Source organism: Sphaerisporangium sp. NPDC005288 (assembly GCF_040607475.1).
GTDB classification, from domain to species: domain Bacteria; phylum Actinomycetota; class Actinomycetes; order Streptosporangiales; family Streptosporangiaceae; genus Sphaerisporangium; species Sphaerisporangium rhizosphaerae.
Genome location: NZ_JBEXGT010000001.1, coordinates 452,038 through 474,974, shown reverse-complemented (window position 1 = coordinate 474,974; position 22,937 = coordinate 452,038). Strand labels below are relative to the sequence as shown.

16 protein-coding genes and 1 rRNA gene are annotated in these 22,937 nt (G+C 71.6%); 8 read left to right on the top strand and 9 right to left on the bottom strand.

The window, feature by feature from the left end:
- Window positions 1–138 precede the first annotated feature (138 nt).
- A 5S ribosomal RNA gene (rrf, locus tag ABZU32_RS01975) occupies window positions 139–255 on the top strand.
- A gap of 1,286 nt (window positions 256–1,541) precedes the next feature.
- Here the strand turns inward: rrf and ABZU32_RS01970 are convergent.
- The 6 genes from ABZU32_RS01970 to ABZU32_RS01945 all read right to left on the bottom strand — a co-directional run bounded on the left by ABZU32_RS01970 (window position 1,542) and on the right by ABZU32_RS01945 (window position 9,088).
- Window positions 1,542–2,153, bottom strand: coding sequence for a dihydrofolate reductase family protein (locus ABZU32_RS01970; protein WP_354835426.1), 612 nt, complete (start codon window positions 2,151–2,153; stop codon window positions 1,542–1,544).
- A 24-nt stretch (window positions 2,154–2,177) separates the two neighbouring features.
- The gene (locus ABZU32_RS01965) at window positions 2,178–2,792 is read right to left on the bottom strand and encodes a dihydrofolate reductase family protein (protein WP_354915820.1); all 615 of its coding nucleotides are present in this window, start codon (window positions 2,790–2,792) and stop codon (window positions 2,178–2,180) included.
- Window positions 2,789–3,658, bottom strand: coding sequence for a metalloregulator ArsR/SmtB family transcription factor (locus tag ABZU32_RS01960; protein WP_354915817.1), 870 nt, complete (start codon window positions 3,656–3,658; stop codon window positions 2,789–2,791). Before ABZU32_RS01960 ends, ABZU32_RS01965 begins: the two co-directional genes overlap by 4 nt.
- Before the next feature lie 694 nt (window positions 3,659–4,352).
- Complete coding sequence (locus ABZU32_RS01955; RefSeq protein WP_354915815.1) at window positions 4,353–5,885, bottom strand: phosphodiester glycosidase family protein; 1,533 nt, start codon at window positions 5,883–5,885, stop codon at window positions 4,353–4,355.
- A gap of 605 nt (window positions 5,886–6,490) precedes the next feature.
- A complete protein-coding gene (locus tag ABZU32_RS01950) occupies window positions 6,491–8,104 on the bottom strand; it encodes a PucR family transcriptional regulator ligand-binding domain-containing protein (protein ID WP_354915812.1) in 1,614 nt (537 codons plus the stop codon).
- 249 nt (window positions 8,105–8,353) lie between these two features.
- Complete coding sequence (locus ABZU32_RS01945) at window positions 8,354–9,088, bottom strand: TetR family transcriptional regulator (RefSeq protein ID WP_354915810.1); 735 nt, start codon at window positions 9,086–9,088, stop codon at window positions 8,354–8,356.
- A 73-nt stretch (window positions 9,089–9,161) separates the two neighbouring features.
- Here ABZU32_RS01945 and ABZU32_RS01940 point away from each other — a divergent pair, with 73 nt between their 5' ends.
- The 5 genes from ABZU32_RS01940 to ABZU32_RS01920 all read left to right on the top strand — a co-directional run bounded on the left by ABZU32_RS01940 (window position 9,162) and on the right by ABZU32_RS01920 (window position 17,130).
- Entirely contained in the window at window positions 9,162–10,685 is a 1,524-nt protein-coding gene (locus ABZU32_RS01940) for an MFS transporter (protein ID WP_354915808.1), read from the top strand.
- A 298-nt stretch (window positions 10,686–10,983) separates the two neighbouring features.
- Window positions 10,984–12,282 (top strand): aspartate aminotransferase family protein, encoded by a 1,299-nt coding sequence (locus ABZU32_RS01935; RefSeq protein WP_354915804.1) that lies wholly within the window; start codon window positions 10,984–10,986, stop codon window positions 12,280–12,282.
- A gap of 56 nt (window positions 12,283–12,338) precedes the next feature.
- The gene (locus tag ABZU32_RS01930; protein ID WP_354915848.1) at window positions 12,339–13,847 is read left to right on the top strand and encodes a CoA-acylating methylmalonate-semialdehyde dehydrogenase; all 1,509 of its coding nucleotides are present in this window, start codon (window positions 12,339–12,341) and stop codon (window positions 13,845–13,847) included.
- A gap of 464 nt (window positions 13,848–14,311) precedes the next feature.
- Window positions 14,312–15,643, top strand: coding sequence for an extracellular solute-binding protein (locus tag ABZU32_RS01925; protein WP_354915801.1), 1,332 nt, complete (start codon window positions 14,312–14,314; stop codon window positions 15,641–15,643).
- Window positions 15,644–15,807: 164 nt separating this feature from the next.
- Complete coding sequence (locus ABZU32_RS01920) at window positions 15,808–17,130, top strand: saccharopine dehydrogenase C-terminal domain-containing protein (protein ID WP_354915798.1); 1,323 nt, start codon at window positions 15,808–15,810, stop codon at window positions 17,128–17,130.
- On the opposite strand, the gene ABZU32_RS01915 is transcribed toward ABZU32_RS01920, so the two are convergent.
- Both ABZU32_RS01915 and gabT read right to left on the bottom strand, forming a co-directional pair.
- On the bottom strand, window positions 17,127–17,375 hold the full coding sequence (locus tag ABZU32_RS01915) for a hypothetical protein (protein WP_354835406.1): 249 nt from the start codon (window positions 17,373–17,375) through the stop codon (window positions 17,127–17,129). The two genes, ABZU32_RS01920 and ABZU32_RS01915, sit on opposite strands and share 4 nt — an antisense overlap.
- Window positions 17,376–17,544: 169 nt before the next feature.
- Complete coding sequence (gene gabT, locus ABZU32_RS01910; RefSeq protein WP_354915795.1) at window positions 17,545–18,942, bottom strand: 4-aminobutyrate--2-oxoglutarate transaminase; 1,398 nt, start codon at window positions 18,940–18,942, stop codon at window positions 17,545–17,547.
- Window positions 18,943–19,120: 178 nt separating this feature from the next.
- Here gabT and ABZU32_RS01905 point away from each other — a divergent pair, with 178 nt between their 5' ends.
- Window positions 19,121–20,605: a PucR family transcriptional regulator gene (locus ABZU32_RS01905; protein WP_354915792.1), complete on the top strand. Its 1,485-nt coding sequence runs from the start codon at window positions 19,121–19,123 to the stop codon at window positions 20,603–20,605.
- Between the two features lie 30 nt (window positions 20,606–20,635).
- Here the strand turns inward: ABZU32_RS01905 and ABZU32_RS01900 are convergent, their stop codons facing one another.
- A complete protein-coding gene (locus tag ABZU32_RS01900) occupies window positions 20,636–21,238 on the bottom strand; it encodes a TetR/AcrR family transcriptional regulator (RefSeq protein ID WP_354835400.1) in 603 nt (200 codons plus the stop codon).
- Between the two features lie 269 nt (window positions 21,239–21,507).
- Here ABZU32_RS01900 and ABZU32_RS01895 point away from each other — a divergent pair, with 269 nt between their 5' ends.
- Window positions 21,508–22,935 carry an aldehyde dehydrogenase family protein gene (locus ABZU32_RS01895; protein ID WP_354915789.1) on the top strand — a complete coding sequence of 476 codons (1,428 nt, stop codon included), beginning with the start codon at window positions 21,508–21,510 and terminating at the stop codon, window positions 22,933–22,935.
- The last annotated feature ends 2 nt before the right edge of the window (window positions 22,936–22,937 follow it).

Genomic DNA, 22,937 nt, shown 5'->3' with positions numbered 1-22,937 from the left:
GTAAGGTGTGGAGCTGACCGGTACTAATAGGCCGAGGACTTGATCACAAAGCTTCTTGCTCGCGTCCATTATGCAACTCAGAGACAACAAACCCCTGCCCGGGTTGGTTCGGGTGGGTGTGGTTTGGTCTCGGAGGGTTACGGCGGTCATAGCGGAAGGGAAACACCCGGTTACATTCCGAACCCGGAAGTTAAGCTTTCCAGCGCCGATGGTACTGCACCGGGGACGGTGTGGGAGAGTAGGACACCGCCGGACAAAACTTGATAGATAGATATATGTGTAACGCAAGGTAGGCCATCCACGATGTGGATGGCCTACCTGCATTTATGGACCATTTCCGCCACAGCCCCCGGATCGGTGAACCGGCCTAACCGACTGCCCGTCCACCCGAGGGGCTGAGAGGACCGGCACAACGGCCGACTGTCCCACCGGCCGGTACATCCACTGACCGTCCTGCCGGCTGATCGGCCCGCTGACGGTCCGGCAGGCTTACTACCCCCGGGTTCAAAAGCCGACTGGAATCACCCGGCAGAAGACCGGCTATATGCCGCTGGCACAGCGGGACGATGGCCGACAGCACCGATGCCGTCCAACGGCGCCCCACCCAACATCCCCCCATCCCGTACACCCATCCCCAGTTCGATCAGGATCGGGACCAGGAGAACCGGCGCAGCGGTGAAGCCGAATGGGCCCGCCCGGCACGCGGGTGGGGGGTCCGAGGGTCGCTGCCCACCCCGGTCGTCCATCAGATGGCGCGGTAGTGGGGCTGGTACGGCGGGACGATGGTTGGCGGCGGCACCGGCACCGTCTTGCGACGTCACACTGGACACTCGCACCCAGACCGGCACACCCATCCCCGGGTCGACCCGAAGCGGGACCAGAGAGACCAGCCTGACCGTGCCGTCAGCAAAGGATTGGATAGGCCCGCCGGAGAAGCCGAATGGCCCCGCCAGGCATGCGGGTGGGTGGTCCGAGGGTTGTTGCGCACCCCGTCGTCAGTCCATCAGATGGGGCGGTAGTGGTGTGGGACGGCGGGACGATGGTCGGCGGTGTAGGCGCGATGGTATGGCGCCCCACCACCAGACGCTCGGCCCCACCCCCGCACACCCATCCCCCAGGCCGACCTGAACCAGGAGCAGGAGAACCGGCCCATCCGTGTCCGCCCGGGAGACGTGAATGGGGCCCACCCGGCACGCGGGTGGGGGTCCCAAGAGTCGCTGCCCACCCCGGTCGTCAGTTCGTTGGACGGGGCGCAGGGGGCGGAGGTCGGTGGAGCCGGCGCCTTCCGGCGGCACCTCCGGTTGGCTGCCCATCCCGCACGTCGCTTCCTCTCTGCAGACCCGGATCAGGAGCAGAGAAGCCCGTTTGGCCCTACCGTCACCGGAGGAGTGGGTGAGGCCCGCCCGGCATGCGGGTGGGTGGTCCGAGGGTTGCTGCCCGCCCAGCTCGTTAGTCCATCTGATGGAGCGGTATGGAGACGGATGGCCGGTGTCGCGGCCGGTGCGGGGGACCGTTTCGCCGGCTGGGGAGCTTGAGGGCGGTCATTGTGGGCGTACGTCGTAGCTGAGGTGGGTGACCCGGTCGCTTTCCACGATGCGTGGGTTGTTCAGCATCGTGGTGGGGATCTTGTGCTCTCCGAAGAAGCGGATGCCGTCGCCGAACAGGACCGGAACGACGTACATGTCGATTTGATCCACCAGCCCCGCGGAGATCGCCTGCCCGGCGAGGTCGCCCGGGGGCATGGAGACGTCGCGGTCGCCGGCCGCCTGCTTGGCACGGGCCACGGCTTCTTCCAGGCCGCCGGTCACGAAGTGGAACGGGGCGTCGGGATAACGGCTCGGCCAGTCGCCGGGGGACCGGTGGGTGACGACGAAGACGTGATCGCCCACGGCGGGCTTGCCGCCCCAGCCGTCGGTGAGGTCGAACAGGCGGCGCCCCATGATGGTCGCGCCGACGCTCGCCCAGGTGGCGCGTAGGAAGTCGGCGCTTGCGGCGGCCGGCCGGTATCCGTCCTTCGGCCGGTACTGGTTCGGTGCGGCCGGCAGCTCCTGCGGGCCGTTGAAGTACCAGTCGAACAACGGTCCCACGCCGTCGTTCCGGTCGGCGATGAAACCGTCCGCTGACACGGCCGCACCGATGATCACCTTGCTCATGTGCCGTCTCCTGTCTGGATATGTCTACTCGGCCGTCGAGCGGCGAACCCGGTCGTAGACCATGGCCATCTCGCCCAGCTCGCCGGTCTCCTGGTGGACGAGCGTCCACGTGGTGGCCGGCAGGCCGTCGTCGAACAGTCGCTGCCCCCCTCCGGTGATCTCTGGGAAGATCATGAGGTACAGCCGGTCGATCAGGTCCGCCGACAGGAGCGCCTTGATGACGCCGGCGCTGCTGTTGACGAGGATGTCGCCCCCGCCGGTCGCCTTGAGGTCGGTGACGACGTCGGCGGCGGGGGCGTTCACCACTCGGGTGCGTTCCCACGGAGCTTCGGTCAAGGTGGTCGACAGAACCACCTTCTCCGTGTCGACCAGCCATTTGGCATATCCGCGATCACGCGGGTCGGCGTTCGCGTCTTCGGCGACCGACGGCCAGTACCCCATGAATCCCTCGGCATTGATCCGGCCGAGCAGCGCCGTCGTCGCGGCCTCCCACATGCGATTCATGTGGTCGCGCGCGACCTCGGTGGTCACATAGGGAGCGAACGCGGCGAAATCGCCGGGTCCGCCGGGACCGTTGTAACGTCCGTCGAGGGTGAGACTCAGGTTCGCGGTCACCCTGCGTCCGGTCGAGTCGGTCATCGTGAGCTCCTTTTATCGGTGGTGTGCGAATGCGCGGACAGGGTCGCTGCGAGCTTGTCGAGGCTCTGGCCGAAGCCGATCTCGATGCCCGCGACGAAGTCCGCGGATTCGACGGTGCTGTCGGTGATGTGGAAGAGAACTTCCAGGTCGGTGCCGGTGCCGCTGCTGGTGCCCGGGCCGGTGCCGGTGGGACGGAGGTCGAGGTCGAGGTGGGCGGTGAAGGCGTGGCTGCCGTCGGGAAGCAGCGGAGACAGCCGGTAGGCGAGGTGTTCATGAGGCCGGACCTCGTCGACGATTCCCTCCGCGTGCCCGGCGACCTGGTCGGAGCCGTCGACGTCCTCGGCGTCGCGATACTCATGGGCGATCCGTCCACCCGGCCGCGCCTCGAATACGAGCTCGGAGACGCGTAGGTCGTCGGGTGTCCACCAGTGGGCGAGCAGGGAGGGCTCGGTCAGGTGGCGCCAGACCGACTCGGGGTCGCCTGTCAGCGACCGGTGGAACCTGAACGAGCGGCCGTCGGCCCACCCCGGCCGTTCCGCGGCGAGCCGCTCCGCGTGGACGCTGAGCCCGTGGCGGTCGAAGGTCTCGCGCGTGCCGCCGGCCTGCTCAGTGGTGTCGGCGAGCCGGTTGAGCTCGGCCGCCAGCTCCCGTAGAGGCTCGGACCGGAGCGCGTAGATGCGGCGCTGGCCGGTGCGCTGGGAGGTGACGATGCCGGCGCGTTCGAGGGTCTGCAGGTGCTTGGTCGTCTGCGGCTGACGTGCCTCGGCGAGCCGAGCCAGGACGCCGACCGGCCGGGGCCGCTCGGCCAGCAGGATCACGAGCCGCCAGCGAGCCGGGTCGGCCAGTGCGGTGAAGAGTGCGTCCATGGAAATAAGCATTCACCACCGAGAATATTCGTGTCAAGGAATATGTCGGGGCAGATGTCGGCCGGTGGTGACCAGTCGGTCAGCCGACGAAGGGATCGGGCAGGTCAGGCCGCAGGTCGGCTGGCCGACGAGACCAAGAGAACTCTGGAGCACATGACCGGTCGCCCGGCCGACCGGATTGGCGGGAACAGGGTCGGCCGGCCGGCCGGTGTGGGAGTGGAAGCCGGGGTGGGTCGGCTACTTGATGGGAAGCGGGTGGACGGTCGACCCGTCGATGGAGGGCGGGAGGACAGGGCGGTCGGCCGGCGTGGGGGCGGGAGGGCAGGGCGGTCGGCCGGCGTGGGGTCGGGAGGGTCAGGTTGGGGCGCCGGAGGCGGCGTCGCCGACGTAGGGGAGTCGAACACCGGTCGGGTCCATGGCCGCCCGCGAATCCATTGTGCCGGATGCAGGCCGTTCAACTCGTTCGCGCCGAATCCGTTCCCGGTCGAACTCGTGGATTCTCTCGCGAATCATTGAAGAACCGCTCGTCGAATCGCTTGTGAAAGCGCGTGAACTCGCCCGGGACTTCGCCCGTGAATCGGATCTCCGGTAGAGCAGCGGGGGCCGCCCGGAGGTGATCCGCTCCTCCGGGGCGCGGGATATCGCAGCGCGGGTACGGGGGGATGGCATATCGCGATGCCCCCGGAGGGACGGGTTAGGGGACGATGAGGACGGCGTCGCCCACGCCGCGTTCGACGCCGTCGGAGGGGTGGTTGACGACCTTGCCCTTGACGACCATCGCGCTGGAGCCGCCGCCGTCGAGGTTGATGGCCTGACGGGCGCCGAGCCACATCATCAAATGGGCGGCTTCGATCATCGAGGCTCCGACGGTGACGCCCGGCTTGCGGCCGTCCACGACGGCGAGGATCAGCCGGCCGGACTTGGTGACGCCCGCGAGGGTGCGGGGGTGACGGCGGAGGATCATGTTGATGTTCGCCTGGCCGTCCGCCTGCGCGGTGACGCGCTCGCGGCCGTCGCGGACCAGGCCGACGCCGCCGCCGATGACGCTGGTCTCGGGGGTGAGGGGGATGGCCTTGCCGGAACGCATGTCGGTCACCTTGGTGGTGATCTTCAGGCTCCAGTTCTCCCAGGCGTGCGACCAGATCCAGTCGGCCATGATGCCGGTGCCGTGCAGGACGCGGGTGCCGGCGGCGACCTTGCCGCCGGCAGGGCGCAGTTCGAGGACCTGTCCCTCGGCGTCCAGCACGGCTTCGGCGCCCTCGTCGGCGGGGGTCTTCTCCCCGAACTCCTCGGTGTACAGGACGAGCTCGTCGGCGGCGGCGGCGCGGTTCACGCCGTTGATGACGGTCTTCTCGCCGTCGGCGGAGGTGGCGGTGACGGCCGTGGCCACCTCGGATATGCGCGCGGTGCGGCCCTTGAGGATGAGGGCGCTGCGGCCGAGAACGGCCTCGCTGAGCAGGCGGCCGTTGACGACCGAGACGCCGACGGGTTCGCCGCGGAGGTTCTTGTCGGTGTGGATGTTGAAGAAGCCGCCGTTGACGGCGACGACGGCGCCCGCCTTCTTGGCCATCGAGGACGTGGTCTCGCGCGTGGCGACGCTCGTCCCGAGGCTCGCGTGGTAGGAGCCGCCGAAGACCCGCGGGTCGACGGTGAGGACGCGCATGTCCCAGGGGCCGGTGGTCTGGAAGCCGTCGTCGCCGAGGAAGTCGACCTTCGCCTTGACGCCGGCCTCGCCGAGCTTCTTGGCGATCTTGCCGGCCTCGGCCTTCTCCTCCGGCTTCCACATGCCGACGCGGACCATGTAGCTGACGCCCGCGGGGTAGTCGGCGACGGCCGGGCGGGTGAACTCCTGGATGCCGGCGGGGAGCCCGGCCGCCTGGACGGCCTCGGCGGCGGCGTCGGCCTGCTCCCGCGAGCCGTAGTCCTTGCCGTTCATGAGCACCGACACCGTGTATCCGTCGGTCGCCTCGCCGTGCACGACGGTGAAGAAGTCGATGCCTTTCGTCACGGACTTCTTCTTCTGGGTGACCGGGCCTGGCTGCCCCAGCGGGAAGTCCTTCGTCGGGAGGGCGAACTGGACGCGCGTGGCCGTCGTGCCGGCCGGCCGGGTCGCCCGCGCCGTTTCGGCCGGCACCGCCGACGCGGCCGACCGGGCGCTGGCGGCTGTGGGGGCCGCCGCCGCGAGGAACGACAGCGCGGCGAGTCCGGCGGCGAGACGACGTGGCATCAAGGGCTCCCGTGGGTGATCCGATTCCTCGATGACCATCGTCTTGTCCGCAGAAGGTCAAGGCCGGGTGAACACGCCAACGTCTACGAGAATGTGACCAGAGGCCCGGCCGGGGGCGTGGGCAGGGATCCCGCGGGCCGCCTTCTACCGGTGGTGGGGGCGAGTGTCCGTAAGGGGCTACGCAAATCGGGTCAACGCCCTGGTCATTACGGGTCAACCGATGGCGATCGGCTGCCGGCGCCCGTGTTCCGGGGTTACGGTTCGTCAGGCCGCGATCACGAGCCGGCGGCACACCATCCTCGAGAGGCACCCGTTATGGGGCTCAACGTAGTTTTCGTGATAATCCTGGCGAGCATGAGCCTTGGTTTCATCCTTGGAGTGATCATGGCTCGGCCGCGCCGGTGGGACGCCTACGTCTGCGCCGACGACGCGGCCCACGCCGCACGGCGGGACACCGTCCCCGACTCCTGACGCTCGTCACCACCCGGGACCTGTCACCACCTGGGACCCGTCGCCGGACGACGGCCGGTCGCCATGCGCCGCGGCAGGCGGCGCGTCGCCCGCTGGACGATCCGCGCGCCGTCAGTGCGTCCCTCGCGGTGCGGTCAGCGGGTCTCTCTGCGGAAGGACTCCAGTGCCAGCAGGGCGACGTGCAAGGACAGGCAGGAGTCGACGTCGTCCAGGTTGGTGTCCAGGACGCGCTCCAGGCGGCGCAGCCGGTCGTAGAACGCGGGCCTGGACAGGTGGGCGCGCTGTGCCGCGACCGCCTTGTTGCGTCCGGAGTCCAGGTAGACGCGCAGGATGCCGGTCAGGTCGCCGCCGCGGTGGGCGTCGTGGGCGAGCAGCGGGCCGAGCTCGCGTTCGGCGAAGGTCTGCAGGCGCGCGTCGTCGCGCAGCAGATGGAGCAGGCCGCGCAGGCGCAGGTCGGGCAGCCGGTAGAACGGGCGGCGGTCGGGCTGGCGCGCGGCGGCCTCGGCGACCTGTTCGGCTTCCAGGAAGCTGCGCCGCACCTCTTTGATCGACTCGACCACCGAGCCGGCCGCCAGGACGAACGGCGTGGTGAAGGTCGTGCGGAGCCGTTCGGCGAGGGCGGTGAGCGCGCCTTCGGCCAGGGTGCGCGGCGGCAGGGGCAGCAGGACGCCGATGCGGTGCTGGTCGAGCGCGCCCACCAGGGCGGGCAGCCTGGCGTCCCGGCATGCGGCCGCGGCGGCCTCGGCCAGCTCGCTCAGCTTGGCCTGCAGGTTGAGCACCGTCTCGGCCGGCGGCTCCGCGAGGCGGAGCACCAGGCCGATGAGCTTGCGTCCGGTCAGCGGGACGCCGACCGCGCGGGCGCGGGCGGCGACCTCCTCCGGGTCGGCGTACGCGTGGGTCAGGATGCCGGCGATGATCGTGCCGTGGGCCTGGCGTTCGAGGCTCTCCTGGTGCCGCTCCAGCAGCCGGCCCAGGGCGAGCGTGGTGGCGGCGCGCTCGGCGAGGACGATGTCGCGCGGGCTCGGCGGCGAGTCGCAGAGCAGGATGAGCCGCCCCCAGTCGTGGCCGCGCGCGCCGACCATGGTGACCAGCCAGCCGGAGGAGGGGTCGTAGGCCGTGCGCTCGCCGAGGACGACGGCGCGCGACCGGGCCTCCCAGTTGGCGAGCAGGATGCCGGTGTCGCGCCCGGCGGACTCGCAGGCGAGCACCTGGTGGGCGAGGTTCTCCAGCAACGCGGGCCGGGCCGAGAGCCTCGCGACCTGGGTCAGCACCTCGGCGGGCGAGGCGCCCTCGACCGACAGCTCGGTGAACACCTCGTGCAGCTGCTCGGAGGCGCGCAGCTCCTCCAACTGGATGTCGATGATGCGGGCGTGCACCGACTCGGTGATCTGCACGAACGGCGTCTCGCGCGCGAGGGTGACCAGCGGCAGCCCGTGGGTCTCCGCGGCGTCCACGACGGCGGAGGGCAACTCGTGGATGAACCTGCGGCCGAGCTCGACGATCAGGCCGGAGGTGCCCACGCTCGCCAGGTCGGCGATGTAGTCGACGAGTTTGTCCGGTTCGTCGGGCAGGGCGACGCCGGTGGTGAGGATGAGCTCGCCGCCGCGCAGCAGGTGGGCGATGTCGCTGACCTCTCCGACGTGCACCCAGCGCACGCGCGTGTCCAGCCGGTCGGCCCCCGCGACCACGCGGGGGTTGCCTCGGCGCACGGCGTCCAGGGCGAGGACGTCGGCCAAGGTCGGTAGCATATTTCCGAGCCTAGCTGATCACGGTGTAACAGCGACCGTCCCCTATGTGGCATAGTGACCGCCCGTTATGCGGCCGTTCTCGCCGGCCGTCCCGCGTGGGCCGGCCCTCGCCGCCAGGTCCGCTCCCGCTGTCCGCCCCGCGCCCGTCCTCGGTCTGTCCGCCCCGCTCTCGCTGTTCGCCCCGCGCCCGTCCTCCGTCTGTTCGGCCCGCGCCCGTCCTCCGTCTGTCCGCCCTGCGCCCGTCCTTGGTCAGGTCTGGTGGAGGCGGAGCGCCAGGCCGTCCAGGAGGGCGGACAGGCCGTAGTCGAAGCTGAGGCGGCGCATCTGGGTGACGTCGAGGTCGTGGAGACTGTCGTAGCGGGCGATCAGCTCCGGATGCTCGGCGCCGGCGATGTGGAGCTGGGCGCTCATGTCGGCCACCCATTCGGCCTGGTCGGCGCCACTGCGGCCCACGGTGTTGATCCAGCCGGCCTCGGGTGTGGTGGCGCCCAGGGTGTAGGAGACGATCGAGCTGACGGCGAACTCGAGGGTCACGCCGGCGAAGCCGCCGAGCTGCATGGCGGTGGAGAGCGCGGAGATCGCCTTGAGCGCGTTGGGCCCGATGCTCGGCATGGAGCCGATGAGCGTGACCGACCACGGGTGCCCGAGCACCGCCTCGCGCATCCCGTAGGCGAACGCCGCGGCGGTGTCATGCCAGCCCGTGACGTCCGGGTCGGGCAGCCGCACCTCGGAGTACACCTCGTCGAGCGCCAGCTCCAGCAGTTGGTCCTTGTTGGAGACGTGCCAGTAGATGCTGGTCGCTCCTGAGCCGAGGCGTGAGCCGAGCCTGCGCATGCTGAGGGCGTCGAGGCCTTCGGCGTCGAGCAGTTCGACGGCGGCCTTGACGATGTGGTCGCGGCTCAGCGCGGGGTGTTCGCGGACGGGCGTGGCCTTGGGCGCGCTCTGGCGTGACCAGACCGAGGTGAAGCGTTGCTTTGGCGGCACGTGCGCGGGCTCCTTCGTTCGCTCCAGGATAAATCTGTCGCACACCGTGCGAGGCTCATCGTACGCTGTGCGAGTGAACTCGAACGATGTACGAGAAGAGGCCGGTCCGACTCCGGCCAAGCACCCGCGCCGCTGGTGGATCCTCGGCGTGCTGTGCGTGAGCCTGCTGGTGCTCGTGGTCGACAACACGGTGCTCAACCTGGCCATCCCCTCGCTGATCCGTGACCTCGGCGCCACCCCGTCCGACGTGCAGTGGATCATCGACGCCTACGTGCTGGTCTTCGCCGGCCTGCTGCTGACCGCCGGCAGCCTGTCCGACCGCTACGGGCGGCGCCGATTCCTGATCATCGGCCTGGCCGCGTTCGGAGCCGCCTCGCTGGTCGCGACGATCGCGCAGGAGCCGTGGCAGCTCATCGGCGCCCGCGCGCTCATGGGCGTGGGCGGGTCGTTCCTGATGCCGAGCACGCTGTCGATCCTGATCACGGTCTTCGACGAGTCCGAGCGCCGCAAGGCGTTCGCCGCGTGGAGCGCCGTCGCCATGGTGGGCGTGATCGCCGGTCCGACGCTCGGCGGCTTCCTGCTGGAGCACTACTGGTGGGGCTCGGTGTTCCTGCTGAACGTGCCCATCGCCGTCGTCGCGATCGTCGCCGCGGTGCTGCTGATGCCCGAGTCCCGGGGCCCGGCCCGCCCCGTCGACCCGCTCGGCGCGCTGCTGTCGACGGCCGGCATGACCGCGCTGGTGTACGTGGTCATCGCGGCGCCCCGCGATGGCTGGAGCTCGGGCGGGTCGGTGGCCGCGATGGCCGTCGCGGTCGTGGCGCTCGGCGCGTTCGTGCTCTGGGAGCGCAGGTCGGAGCATCCCATGCTGCCGCTGGCGCTGTTCCGCGACCGTGACTTCGGCGGGTCGTCGTTCTCGATCGTGCTGATGTCGTTCGGCACCGGCGCGCTGCTGCTCATGCTCACCCAGTACCTGCAGTTCGTCCTCGCGTACGGGCCGATGAAGGCGGGGCTCGCGCTGCTGCCGTACGCGGTGGCGGCGGCGGTCTTCAACGGGGTGGGCGCCGGGCTCGGGCAGCGGGTGAGCAACCGCGTGCTGATCGCCGGCGGCATGCTCGTGATGGCGGGCGGGTTCGCCGTGCTCGGGACGATCGGCCCGGCCGACGGGTACGGCAAGCTGATCGCCGGTCTGCTCGTCATGGGCGTCGGCGGCGGTCTCGCCGGGCCGGCCGCGTACGCGACGTTGATGGGGGCGGTGCCGCCCGAGCACGCGGGCGTCGGCTCGGCGCTGAACGACACCGTTCAACAGGTCGGCATGGCGCTCAGCGTGGCCGTTCTCGGCAGCGTGCTGGCCGGCGTCTACACCGCGAGCATGCCGGACGGCGCGCCGGCGGCGGCCCGCGACTCCATCGGCGCGGCGCTGCAGATGGGCGATCCGGGGCTGGCCAGGACCGCCAGGGAGGCGTTCGTGTCCGCGATGTCGTTCGGCTCGTGGGTCGGCGTCGCCTTCACCCTGGCCGCGGCCGTCCTGGCCTTTTCCGTCCTGCGTCCCGGGCGGCCGGCGCCCGCGCCCCAGCCCGAGCCGGAGAAGGTCGCCTGAGCGCGCCCGCCCGCGCGCTCGGCACGACCGCGCCCCTCGCGCCGGCCACGACGGCGCCGGTGATCAGCGCCGGAGCGTCGGCGCGAGGGGCTTTCGCGCGCAGGAGGCCCCGACGGGCCTGCGCCGCCGAGGAGCCATGAGGACTCGGCTCGGAGCAGGCTGTGAGTTAATGTCCTGACATACTATCTACTGGACCGCACGACATTTTAGCCTGACACTGCCAGCATGTAAGGTGATTTCGGGGTACGCCGACACCTTGGAGGTGGGAGCGGTGGCAACGAGTGGACATAATCGGTCTATGTCCGACCTGCTTCCGCGCCATCGTGCGGTCATGCCCAACTGGTTGTCCCTCTACTACGACGAGCCCATCGAGATCGTGCGAGGTAAGGGCAACCGCGTCGTCGACGCCGAAGGCCACACCTACCTCGACTTCTTCGCCGGCATCCTGACCAACATGATCGGATACGACGTCCCGGAGGTCCGTGACGCCGTCGAGCGCCAGCTCGCCACCGGGGTCGTTCACACCAGCACGGTCTACCTCCTGCGCGCCCAGGTCGAGCTGGCCGAGAAGATCGCCAGGCTGTCGGGCATCGAGAACGCCAAGGTCTTCTTCACCAACTCCGGCACCGAGGCCAACGAGACGGCTCTGCTGCTGGCCACCTACGCCCGCAGGTCCGACCAGGTACTCGCCATGCGGCAGAGCTACCACGGCCGCAGCTTCGGCGCCCTGGCCGTCACCAGCAACCGCGGCTGGAAGAACAACTCGCTGTCGCCGCTGAACGTGCACTTCCTGCACGGCGCCGACCGCCACCTGACCCAGTTCCGCGGCCTGTCGGACGCCGACTACATCGCCGCCTGCGTGGACGACCTGCGGCACGTGCTCGCCACCGCGGTGTCCAACGACGTGGCCGCGCTGATCGCCGAGCCGATCCAGGGCGTCGGCGGTTTCACCATGGCGCCCGACGGGCTGTTCCGGGCGTACAAGGAGGTGCTGGACGAGGAAGGCATCCTTTTCATCTCCGACGAGGTGCAGACCGGGTGGGGCCGCACCGGCTCGGCCTTCTTCGGCATCCAGGACCACGGCGTGACCCCCGACATGATGACCTTCGCCAAGGGGCTCGGCAACGGCTTCGCGGTCGGCGGCGTCGTCGCGCGCGGCGACCTGATGGACGGGCCGCACGCCATCGGCCTTGCCACCTTCGGCGGCAACCCGGTCTCGATGGCCGCGGCGAACGCGACCCTGGACTACGTCCTGGACCACGACCTGCAGACCCGCGCCGCCACCACCGGCGCCATCCTCATCGACGGGCTGCGCGCGGCCAAGGACCGGCTGCCGATCGTCGGCGACATCCGCGGCAAGGGCCTGATGTTCGCGGTGGAGCTGGTCGACCCGGGCAGCGGGGCGCCGTCGCCCGCGCTGGCCGCGCGGTTCATGGAGGAGACCAAGAAGCTCGGCCTGCTGGCCGGCAAGGGCGGTCTGTACGGCAACGTGCTGCGCATGGCGCCGCCGCTGACGCTGAGCGAGGAAGAGGCGCGCGAGGGGCTGGGCATCATCCTCGCCGCGCTGGAGACGATCAACGAGGAGACGGGCAAGTGAACCACGGGCCGGCGCACGGGCCGCTCGACCACGAGGGCGACGGGCGGGACGGCGCGGTGAAGCGGGTCGCGCACTGGATCGGCGGCGCCGAGACGCCCGGCGGCTCCGGACGCCGGGGCGAGGTGTTCAACCCGGCCACCGGCGAGGTGCGTGCCCTGGTCGACCTGGCGGCCGTCCAGGACGTCGACGCCGCGGTGGCCGCGGCGGCGGCGGCCTTCCCCGCCTGGCGCGACGCCTCGCTGATGAAGCGGGCGCAGGTGCTGTTCCGGTTCCGGGAGCTGATGGACGCCCACCGCGACGACCTGGCCGCGCTGATCAGCGCCGAGCACGGAAAGGTGCGCTCCGACGCGCTCGGCGAGGTCGCCCGCGGCCTGGAGGTCGTGGAGTTCGCGTGCGGCATCCCGCACCTGCTCAAGGGCGGCTTCTCGGAGAACGTCTCGACGAACGTCGACTCCTTCTCGATCAGGCAGCCGCTGGGCGTCGTCGCCGGGATCACCCCCTTCAACTTCCCGGCGATGGTGCCCATGTGGATGTACCCGGTCGCCATCGCCTGCGGCAACACCTTCGTGCTCAAGCCCTCCGAGCGCGACCCGTCGGCGTCGCTGCTGATGGCGTCCCTGTGGAAGCGGGCCGGGCTGCCCGGCGGGGTGTTCAACGTCGTCCAGGGCGACAAGGTGGCTGTGGACCGGCTGCTGGAGCACCCCGACGTGCGCGCCGTCTCCTTCGTCGGTTCCACGCCGATCGCCCGGTACGTCTACGAGACCGGCACCCGGCACGGCAAGCGGGTGCAGGCGCTCGGCGGCGCGAAGAACCACATGCTCGTGCTGCCCGACGCCGATCTCGACCTGGTCGCCGACGCGGCGGTGAACGCCGGCTTCGGCTCGGCGGGGGAGCGGTGCATGGCGATCTCCGTCGTGCTCGCCGTGGACCCGGTCGGGGACGAGCTGGTCGCCAAGATCGTCGACCGGGTGGGCCGGCTGACCGTCGGCGCCGGCGACGACCCCGACGCCGACATGGGCCCGCTGGTCACCGGCGCGCACCGCGACAAGGTGGCCTCCTACCTCGACACGGCGCTGGCCGAGGGGGCCAAGCTGGTCGTCGACGGCAGGGAGACGCCGGTCAAGGGCGGCACCACGGCGGCCGGGACGCCGGGGTTCTGGCTCGGCCCGACCCTGGTCGACCACGTCACCCCCGGTTCCGCCGTGCACCGCGACGAGATCTTCGGCCCGGTCCTGTCGGTGATCCGCGTCCGCTCCTACGAGGAGGGCCTGCGCATCATCAACGGCACCGAGTACGGCAACGGCACCGCGGTGTTCACCAACGACGGCGGCGCGGCGCGGCGTTTCCAGAACGAGGTGGAGGTCGGCATGGTCGGCATCAACGTGCCGATCCCGGTGCCGATGGCGTTCTACAGCTTCGGCGGCTGGAAGGCCTCGCTGTTCGGCGACACGCACGTCCACGGCGCCGAGGGCGTCCACTTCTACACCCGCGGCAAGGTCGTCACCTCCCGCTGGCTGGACCCGAGCCACGGCGGCGTCAACCTCGGCTTCCCCACCAACGCCTAGCGCGCTGTCCACGAACGTCGACCGGGCCGGGCGCCGTAGGAGCGGCGCCGGCATCGCCGTACCACGCCTCGCCGACCCGGCGCCGATCACATCCAGCACATTCCGGGTGGAGAGCCGCGGCCGGTGAAGGTGTGCGGTCACCGCACTGACGGTGCCCCGCCGCCCTCGTGCTCGCGCACGTTGCCGCCGGGGCACCGCCGGGCCGCACGACGGCCCGCCGAGGTCGACGGGCGCCGAGGTCGACGGGCGCCGAGGTCGACGGGCGCCGAGGTCGACGGGCGCCGAGGTCGACGGCCCGCCGAGGTCGACGGGCGCCGAGGTCGATGGGCGCCGAGGTCGGCGGGCGCCGAGGTCGGCGGGCTGGCACCCTCGCCGCGGGTCTCGCCGCCGGCGCATGACGCGCCCCCCGCCCGCCCGGCCGGTAGGCTGCCCGCAAAGGGCTGAGAACGAGGGGGACGGCCGGCGTGAGCACATCGACGAGGCGTCCTCGATGGCTGCCGGCGCTGCTCGCCTCGGCCGCCGTCGCGCTCGCCGGGTGCGGCGGCGCGAGGGGGCCCGCCACGGTCGACGCGGGGGCGGCGCCCAGCGCCTCGGGGTCCGCTTCCATCTCCGCCTCTCCCTCCGCCTCCGGGATGGGGCCGTCGGGCGCCGCCTCCTCGGCGGCCGCGACGCCGTCCCCGTCGTCCTCGCCCACCCCGGCGGCGACGCCGTCCCCTGCGGTCACCACCCTCGGGCCGGGGGAGGGGTCGGTCACCGTGCTGTCCTACCGCGGTTACGCCGAGTACGGCGGCACCGATCCGGCCTACAACTGGGTGGGGCGGTTCGAGACCACCACCGGCTGCCGGGTCAACCTGCGCTTCCCGGCGTCGGACGACCAGCTCGACACGATGGCGGCCGGCACCGCGTTCGATGTGGTGTCCGCGCCCCCGCAGGTCGGCGGTCGCCTGATCGCCGAGCGCAAGGTCGCCCCGATCACCACCTCGCTCCTGCGCAACTACGGCGAGATCCCCTCGTGGTTGCGCTCCCAGCGCGCGATCACGGCCGGCTCCCAGGTGTACGGCGTGCCGTACCTGTGGGGGTGGTACGCGACGCTGTACGACAGCGTCGAGACGCGCCCGCCGGCGGGCGCCGGGCTGTACTCCGCCCGCGGCCCGGTCATGCTCAAGGACAGCCCGCTGACCATCGCCGACGCCGCGCTCGCGGTGAAGCGCCAGCGGCCGAAGCTCGGCATCGGCGACCCGTTCAACCTCACCCGGCCCCAGCTCGACGCGGCGATGGCGCTCCTCGGCGAACGGGGCGGCGGCGACCGGTTCTACTACGCCAGGCAGGTCCAGGCGTTGCAGGCGTTCGCCGGCGGCTCTGTCTCCGCAGGGCGGGGCCTGCCGTTCCTGATGGAGACCCTTCGCGCGGGCGGCCACTCCGTCAAGGCGGTGCGGGACGACCCGGCCACCGGCTGGGTGGACGCGTGGATGGTCTCGGCGACGGCCGCCTCGCCCAACTGCGCCTACCGCTGGATCGACTGGGCCTCCTCCAAGGACGTGCAGCAGCAGGCGTCGGCGCGCAACATGCTGGCGCCGGCCAACCCCGGGGCCTGCGCCTACCACGGCAAGGGGCCGGCGGCGGCGGGCCGCGCCAGGCTCGCCAAGGCCGTGTGCGCGGCGTTCCGGGTCCCCGACGCCTCCTGGGGCAAGAAGGTCGTCTTCGCCGTCCTCCCGGGGAGTGACTGCGAAGACCGGGACGGACCATGCACCGACTACGCCGAGTGGGCGGCCCGCTGGCGCTCGCTCGCCGGTTAGACGGGGCGCCGCCGGGGTTTCCGGTATCGGTCGTGCCGGCGGCCGGCTGCCCTCCTTCTCGTCGCCGTCTGGGGTCGTCGGCGACGAAATCCATGGTGGAAAGGGGTGGCCGGGTGGCGGGCATCATATTGATTGGTTGACCAGTCAGTTGATACGGTCCCGGCATGCGCATCCTTCTCGTAGGCGCGGGCGGCGTGGGTTCCGCCGTGGTGCCGATCGCCGCCCGCCGTGACTTCTTCGACCACATCGTCGTCGCCGACTATGACCGCTCACGCGCCGAGGCCGTCGTCTCCAAACAGGTCGGCGCGTCCGAACGCATCGGCGCGTCAGAACAGGTGCCGCCCTCTGGGCCGGGACGCGCCCCGGGCCGGCGCGTGGCCTCCGCGCGCCCGGTGGAGGACCGGTTCAGCGCGATCGGGCTGGACGCCTCCGACCAGGCCGCGGTGGAGGCCGCCCTGCGCGAGCACCGCTGCGACGTGCTGTTCAACGCCGTCGATCCCCGGTTCGACATGCCGCTGTTCCGCGCGGCCCTCGCCGCGGGCGCCGACTACCTCGACATGGCCATGTCGCTGTCGCGGCCGCACCCCTCCCGGCCGTACGAGCTGCCCGGCGTCAAGCTCGGCGACGAGCAGTTCGCCATGTCACGGCGCTGGGAGGCCGAGGGCAGGCTCGCCCTGGTGGGCATGGGGGTCGAGCCGGGCCTGGCCGACGTCTTCGCCCGGTACGCGGCCGACCACCTGTTCGAGAGCATCGACGAGATCGGCATCCGCGACGGCGCCAACCTGGTCGTGCGAGGTCCCGGCGGGCAGGAGGCGTTCGCGCCCACCTTCTCCATCTGGACCACCATCGAGGAGTGCCTCAACCCGCCGGTGGTCTGGGAGGACGGCGGCTGGCACACCACCGAGCCGTTCAGCGAGCCGGAGATGTTCGACTTCCCCGAGGGCATCGGCCCGGTCGAGTGCGTGAACGTCGAGCACGAGGAGGTACTGCTGGTCCCGCGCTGGGTGAAGGCCCGGCGGGTGACCTTCAAGTACGGCCTGGGCGCCGAGTTCATCGAGGTGCTGCGCACCCTGCACAAGCTCGGCCTGGACTCGACCGAGCCGGTGCGGATCAAGGGCGTCGAGGTGTCCCCGCGCGACGTGGTGGCCGCTTCGCTGCCGGACCCGGCGACACTGGGCGACCGGATGCGCGGCAAGACCTGCGCGGGCACCTGGATCAGGGGCACCGGCAAGGACGGCCGGCCGCGGGAGGTCTACCTGTACCACGTCGTGGACAACGAATGGTCGATGCGCGAGTACGGAGCCCAGGCGGTGGTGTGGCAGACGGCGGTCCATCCGGTCGTGGCGCTGGAACTGCTGGCGCGCGGCACCTGGAGCGGACGCGGCGTCCTCGGCCCCGAGGCCTTCGACCCGGTGCCCTTCCTTGACCTGCTCGGCGAGTACGGCTCCCCCTGGGGCATGCGTGAGGAAGGCGCCGCAGCGGCCTAGGGGAGGGCGGCCTTGCGCGGGGCGGGCTTCTTGCGGGGTGCGGGGGGCGCGGGCAGAAGGGCTTCGGCGCAGTCCTCGCAGGCCATGACGGGGGCGTCGTCGGGCAGCCGGCCGACGCGGACCCGTGGCCGTGGCCACTTCTTGTGGCAGACCACGCAGGCGTCCCCCTCGCGCTGCGGGCCGGTCAGATCGTTGGGGTCGAAGGTCAGGTTGAGCCGTGCCGCTCCGGTCGGATCCCAGCTCATCACGCTCCCGTGGCTCGAATGGCTCCTACCCGAACCGTTATAACCCCGTTACTGAAAGTGATCGACTAGGGCGATGTCAAGGACGGGTTAAATCGCGTCCCTCGCCCCGCCCGTTCAATGACAAAAGGGACACCTCGGGTGAAACCCGGGTGCCCCTTTTGTGGTGCTCCTAAACGGACGCGATGGCCTTCTCCAGGATGGACAGGCCCTCTTCCAGCAGGGAGTCCGGGATGGACAGCGGCGGAAGGAAGCGCAGCACGTTGCCGTAGGTGCCCGCCGTGAGCACGACCAGGCCCTCCGCGTGGCAGCGCCGGACGATCTCCCCGGTGACGGCCGCGTCGGGCTTCTTGGTGCCCGGCACGACCAGCTCGATGGCGATCATGGCGCCGCGCCCCCGCACGTCCCCGATGATGTCGAACCGCTCCGCCAGCGCCCTGAGCCGGGGGAGCATGATGGCGCCGACCTGCCGCGCGCGCTCCACCAGGCCGTCGGCCTCGATCGTGTCCAGCACGGCCAGCGCCGCCTCGCAGGCCAGCGGGTTGCCGCCGTAGGTGCCGCCGAGGCCGCCGACGTGCACGGCGTCCAGGAGCTCGGCCCGGCCGGTGACCGCCGCGAGCGGCAGGCCGCCCGCGATGCCCTTGGCCGTGCAGATGATGTCCGGCACGATGCCCTCGTCCTCGCAGGCGAACAGGTGCCCGGTGCGGGCGAACCCGGTCTGCACCTCGTCGGCGACGAACACGATGCCGTTGGCCCGGGCGTACTCCAGCAGCGCGGGCAGGAAGCCCCGCGCGGGCTCGATGAAGCCGCCCTCGCCCTGGATCGGCTCGATCACGATGGCGGCCACGTTCTGCGCGCCGATCTGCTTGTCGATCGCGTCGATGGCCTGGGCCACGGCCTCCTCGGCGCAGTTGTCCGGGCCGGTGGGCCACCGGTAGGGGTAGGCCATCGGCATGCGGTACACCTCCGGCGCGTAGGGGCCGAACCGGTGCTTGTAGGGCATGTTCTTGGCCGTCAGCGTCATGGTGAGCAGCGTGCGGCCGTGGTAGCCGTGGTCGAACACGACGACCGCCTGCCGCCCGGTGGCGTGGCGGGCCACCTTGACGGCGTTCTCCACGGCTTCGGCGCCGCTGTTGACCAGGAACGAGCGCTTGTCGTGGTCGCCGGGGGTGAGGGCGTTGAGCCGCTCGCAGACCTCCAGGTACGACTCGTACGGCGTCACCATGAAGCAGGTGTGGGTGAAGTCGGCGACCTGCTTTGTGACGCGCTCCACGACGCGGGGCGCGGCGTTGCCGACGGTGGTCACCGCGATGCCCGAGCCGAAGTCGATGAGAGAGTTGCCGTCGGCGTCCACGAGCACGCCGCCGCCGGCGTGGGTCACGAACACCGGCAGGGTGGTGCCGATGCCCGGCGGCACCGCCGACCGCTTGCGCGCGAACATCTCGCGGGACTTCGGGCCGGGGACCTCGGTGACCAGGCGGCGCACCTGGGGCAGGGACGGGCCGCCGTGCGTGACGGGCTGGTCGGGAGCCACGCCCGGCTGCTGGTGTACCTCACGCTCGATGCTCATGCCTGTGACGTTACGGCCGCCGCCTCCAGGTGCCGACCTGGCGACATGTCACAATATGTCGGTCCAGCTTGTCCAGGTTGTACAACTCCGGACCCCCGGTGGATCCGGCCCTCTTCGCGGAGGAGCCGCGAGGCTCCGGGAACGGAGTCGTCCGCCTCCGGCGTCCCGAGGAAGTGACATGGCACCAACCCTGCGGCGGGTGGTCGCGCTCGCGCGGCTGCGGCTCCGCGTGCGCGCGGGCCATGACGCGCTGGAACGCCCGGTGCGCTGGGTGGCGGTGAGCGAACTGGAGGACCCCACGCCGTTCCTGGAGGGCGACGAGCTCGTCCTCACCACCGGCATGCGGCTCGCCCCGGACGACGCGCCCGCCTACGTCTCGCGGCTGGTCGGCCGGGGAGCGGCCGGCCTCGGGTTCGGCGTGGGCCTGGGCCACGAGAGCGTGCCGCCCGAGTTCGTCGCCGCCGCCGCGGACGCCGGGCTCCCGCTGGTCGAGGTGCCCAGGGAGACCCCGTTCATCTCCATCGGCAAGGCCGTCAGCGACATGCTCGCGGCCGAGCGGTACGAGGAGCTCGGCGACGCCTTCGCCGCCCAGGGCCGGCTGACCCGCGCCGCACTCCGGGCGGGGGGAATGGCGGGGGTGGTCCGGCGGCTGGCCCGTGAGATCCACGGCTGGGCCGTCCTGTTCGACGAGACGGGCGGCGTCCTGCACGCGGCCGGTGAGGGCGCCGACAAGGCCGCGGCCCTGGTGCGGGGCGAGCTCCACCGCCTGCGCGCCCCCGACGGCGCGCCCGCGAGCCTCGCGCTGTCCGGGCCGCACGAACACGTGATCGTCCAGCCGCTCGGAGACCAGCGGCGCGTCACCGGCTTCTTCGCGGTCGGCGCGCAGCGGCCCTTCTCACCGGTCGGGCACACCGTCGTCAACACCGCCGGATCGCTGCTCGCCCTGTCGCTGGAGCAGCGGCGCGACCGCCTGGCCGCCGTGCGCCGCGTCCGCTCCGCCGTGCTGCGGCTGCTGCTGGCCGGCGAGCGCGAGGCCGCGCGTGAGACCTTGGCGGCGCTGCCCGGCGGCCCCGCCGAGACGGCGTTCATGGACGGCGGCCCGTTCGTGGTGCTGGCCTGCGAGGCCGGTGACGCCGAGGAGCTCCAGGACGCGCTGCCGGGGTTCACCGCTCCGTGGGGCGGCGTCGTGATCGCGCTTGCGCCCGCCGAGCAGGCCGGCCCGATGGCCGAGGCGGCGGCCCGGCGAGGCAGGGTCGGGGTCAGCGAACCGGTGGAGTCGTCCGGGCCGTCCGGGCTGGCCGCCGGCCTGGAGCAGGCGCAGCGCGCCCTGCTGTCGGCCCGCCCGGTCATGCGCTTCGCCGACCTCGCCGGGCAGGGGTTGCTCTCGCTGGTGGAGCCGAACCTGCTGTCCGGGTTCGCCGCCTCGCTGCTGGCCCCGCTCCGCGAGTACGGCTCGCGCGCCGACCTCGTGGAGTCGCTGCGCGCCTACCTGGCGTGCAACGGCCACTGGGACGCGGCGGCCCAACGGCTCGGCGTCCACCGGCACACCCTGCGCTACCGCATGCGGCGGGTCGCCGAACTGCTCGGCCGTGACCTGGACGACCCGGCCGTGCGCGCGGAGCTGTGGATGGCGCTGGCGGTCCGGCCCCCCGCGCCTCGGTGAGGGCCGGCAGGGCGTCCCCCCGGTGAGGTGTCAGTAAGGGGCCGGCAGGGTGTCCTTGTGGACGAGGTAGCGGCTGATGGCGGCCAGGGTGACGGAGGTGTAGACGCGGTCGTCGCGCAGGTGGCCGGCGCGTTCGAGGCTCACGGCGCCCTGCGCCGCCGCCCACAGGCAGTCGGCGATCTTGCGCGGCTGGGTCGGCACCAGGTAGCCGGCCGAGATGCAGTCGGCGATGGCCCGGTCGAGGATGTTCACCGCGGCCCTGGCGAGGGTGCGCGCCCGCTCGCTCGGCTCGAAGCCGGGGATGGCCTTCTCGAACATCACGCTGTAGTAGCCGGGCTCGGCAAGGCACGCCTCGCGGTAGGCGGGCCCGAGCGAGGTGAGGTACTCCAGCGGGTCGGGGTGGCGGGGGACCGCCGCGAGCCTGCGGCGAAACCGCTCGAAGCCCTCCAGGTAAAGCGCCTCGGCCAGGCCCTCCTTGTTGCCGAACATGGTGTACACCACCGTGGTGGCGCACCCGGCCTCGGTGGCGATGCGCCGGACGGTCAGGCTGTCGGCGCCGCGGGTGACCAGCAGCTCGCCGGCCACCGCGATCAGCCGCGCGCGCAGCTCGTCCTGGGAGCTCTGGCCGCCCATCGCATAGGCGCCTTGGAGACCGAGCGGCGCAGGCGAACCCATGAGCGACTCAGCCCCTTCTCCCCAAGGGTCCCGCGCGGACCCGCATGTTGACTTAACCATGTGTCGCGACCTTCAAACCGCCATGCAACAGAAAACATCCCGAAATTGCGGCATGCTCGTTACGGAACGGGGAAAGAACGTTTCTTATGCGGAATGTAGCGGTGCCAGGGCGCACTTGTCCGTACCGGAGTAGCGTCCCGGACCGCGGGAAGGCATAGCGTCGGGACATGGACGTACGCCCCTTCTGGCTCGCCGGTTCGCCCGCGACGGGCGATGACGAGCTCACGGTGACCAATCCCCACGACGGCCGCGTCGTCGGCGTCGGCTCGGTGCCGACCCCTGACCAGGTGGAGCAGGCGGTGGCGGCCGCGCACGCCGTCCGCAAGGAGGCCGCCGCGCTGCCGATCCACGCCCGCGCCGAGGCGCTGGCCCACGTCTCGCGCCGCCTGGCCGAGCGCTCGGAGGAGGTCGCCCGGCTGATCAGCGCCGAGAACGGCAAGCCGATCTTCTGGGCGCGCGGCGAGGTCGCCCGCGCCGTCTCCACCTTCCGCTTCGCCGCCGAGGAGACGCGGCGCTTCAGCGGCGAGGCCCAGCGGCTGGACACCGAGCCCGCCGCCGCCGGCCGCCTGGCCTACGTCTCGCGCCAGCCGTACGGGCCGGTGCTGGCCGTCACGCCGTTCAACTTCCCGCTCAACCTGGTGGCTCACAAGGTGGCGCCCGCCATCGCGGTCGGCGCGCCCGTGATCGTCAAGCCCGCCCCGGCGACCCCGCTGTCGGCGCTGGTGCTCGGCGAGATCCTCGCCGAGACCGGTCTGCCTGAGGGCATGTTCTCGGTGCTGCCGGTGCCCAACGACCGCGCGGGGGCGCTGGTGGAGGACCCGCGCCTGCCGGTGGTGTCGTTCACCGGCTCCGGGCCGGTCGGCTACGCCATCAAGGACCGGGTGCCGCGCAAGCACGTCACGCTGGAGCTCGGCGGGAACGCCGCCGCGATCGTGCTCGCCGACGCCGACCTCGACTGGGCGGCCACCCGCGTCGCGTTGTTCTCCAACTACCAGGCCGGGCAGAGCTGCATCGCGGTCCAGCGGGTGATCGTGGAGGAGCCGGTGGCCGAGGCGTTCACCGCCAAGCTCGTCGCCGCCGTCGACAGCCTGGTCGTCGGCGACCCCGCCGACGACAAGACGCAGGTGGGGCCGATGGTGTCGGTCGAGGCCGCCGAACGGGTCGAGCAGTGGGTGGCCGAGGCGGTCGCCGCGGGCGGCCGGGTGCTCACCGGGGGCGGCCGGGACGGGGCGACCGTCGCCCCCACCGTGCTCGCCGACGTGCCGGGCGAGGCCAAGGTCGTGCGCGAGGAGGTCTTCGGCCCGGTGCTGGTCGTCCAGCCGGTCGGCTCGGCCGACGAGGCGTTCGCCGCCGCCAACGACTCCAAGTACGGGCTCCAGGCGGGGGTGTTCACCCGCAGCATCGAGGCGGCCTTCCGCGCCGCCAAGGAACTGGAGGTCGGCGGTGTGATCATCGGCGACGTGCCGTCCTACCGCGCCGACCAGATGCCCTACGGCGGCGTCAAGGAGTCGGGCATCGGACGCGAGGGTCTGCGCTCGGCCATGGAGGACTACACCTACGAGAAGGTCATGGTGCTCACCGGCCTTACCCTGTGAGC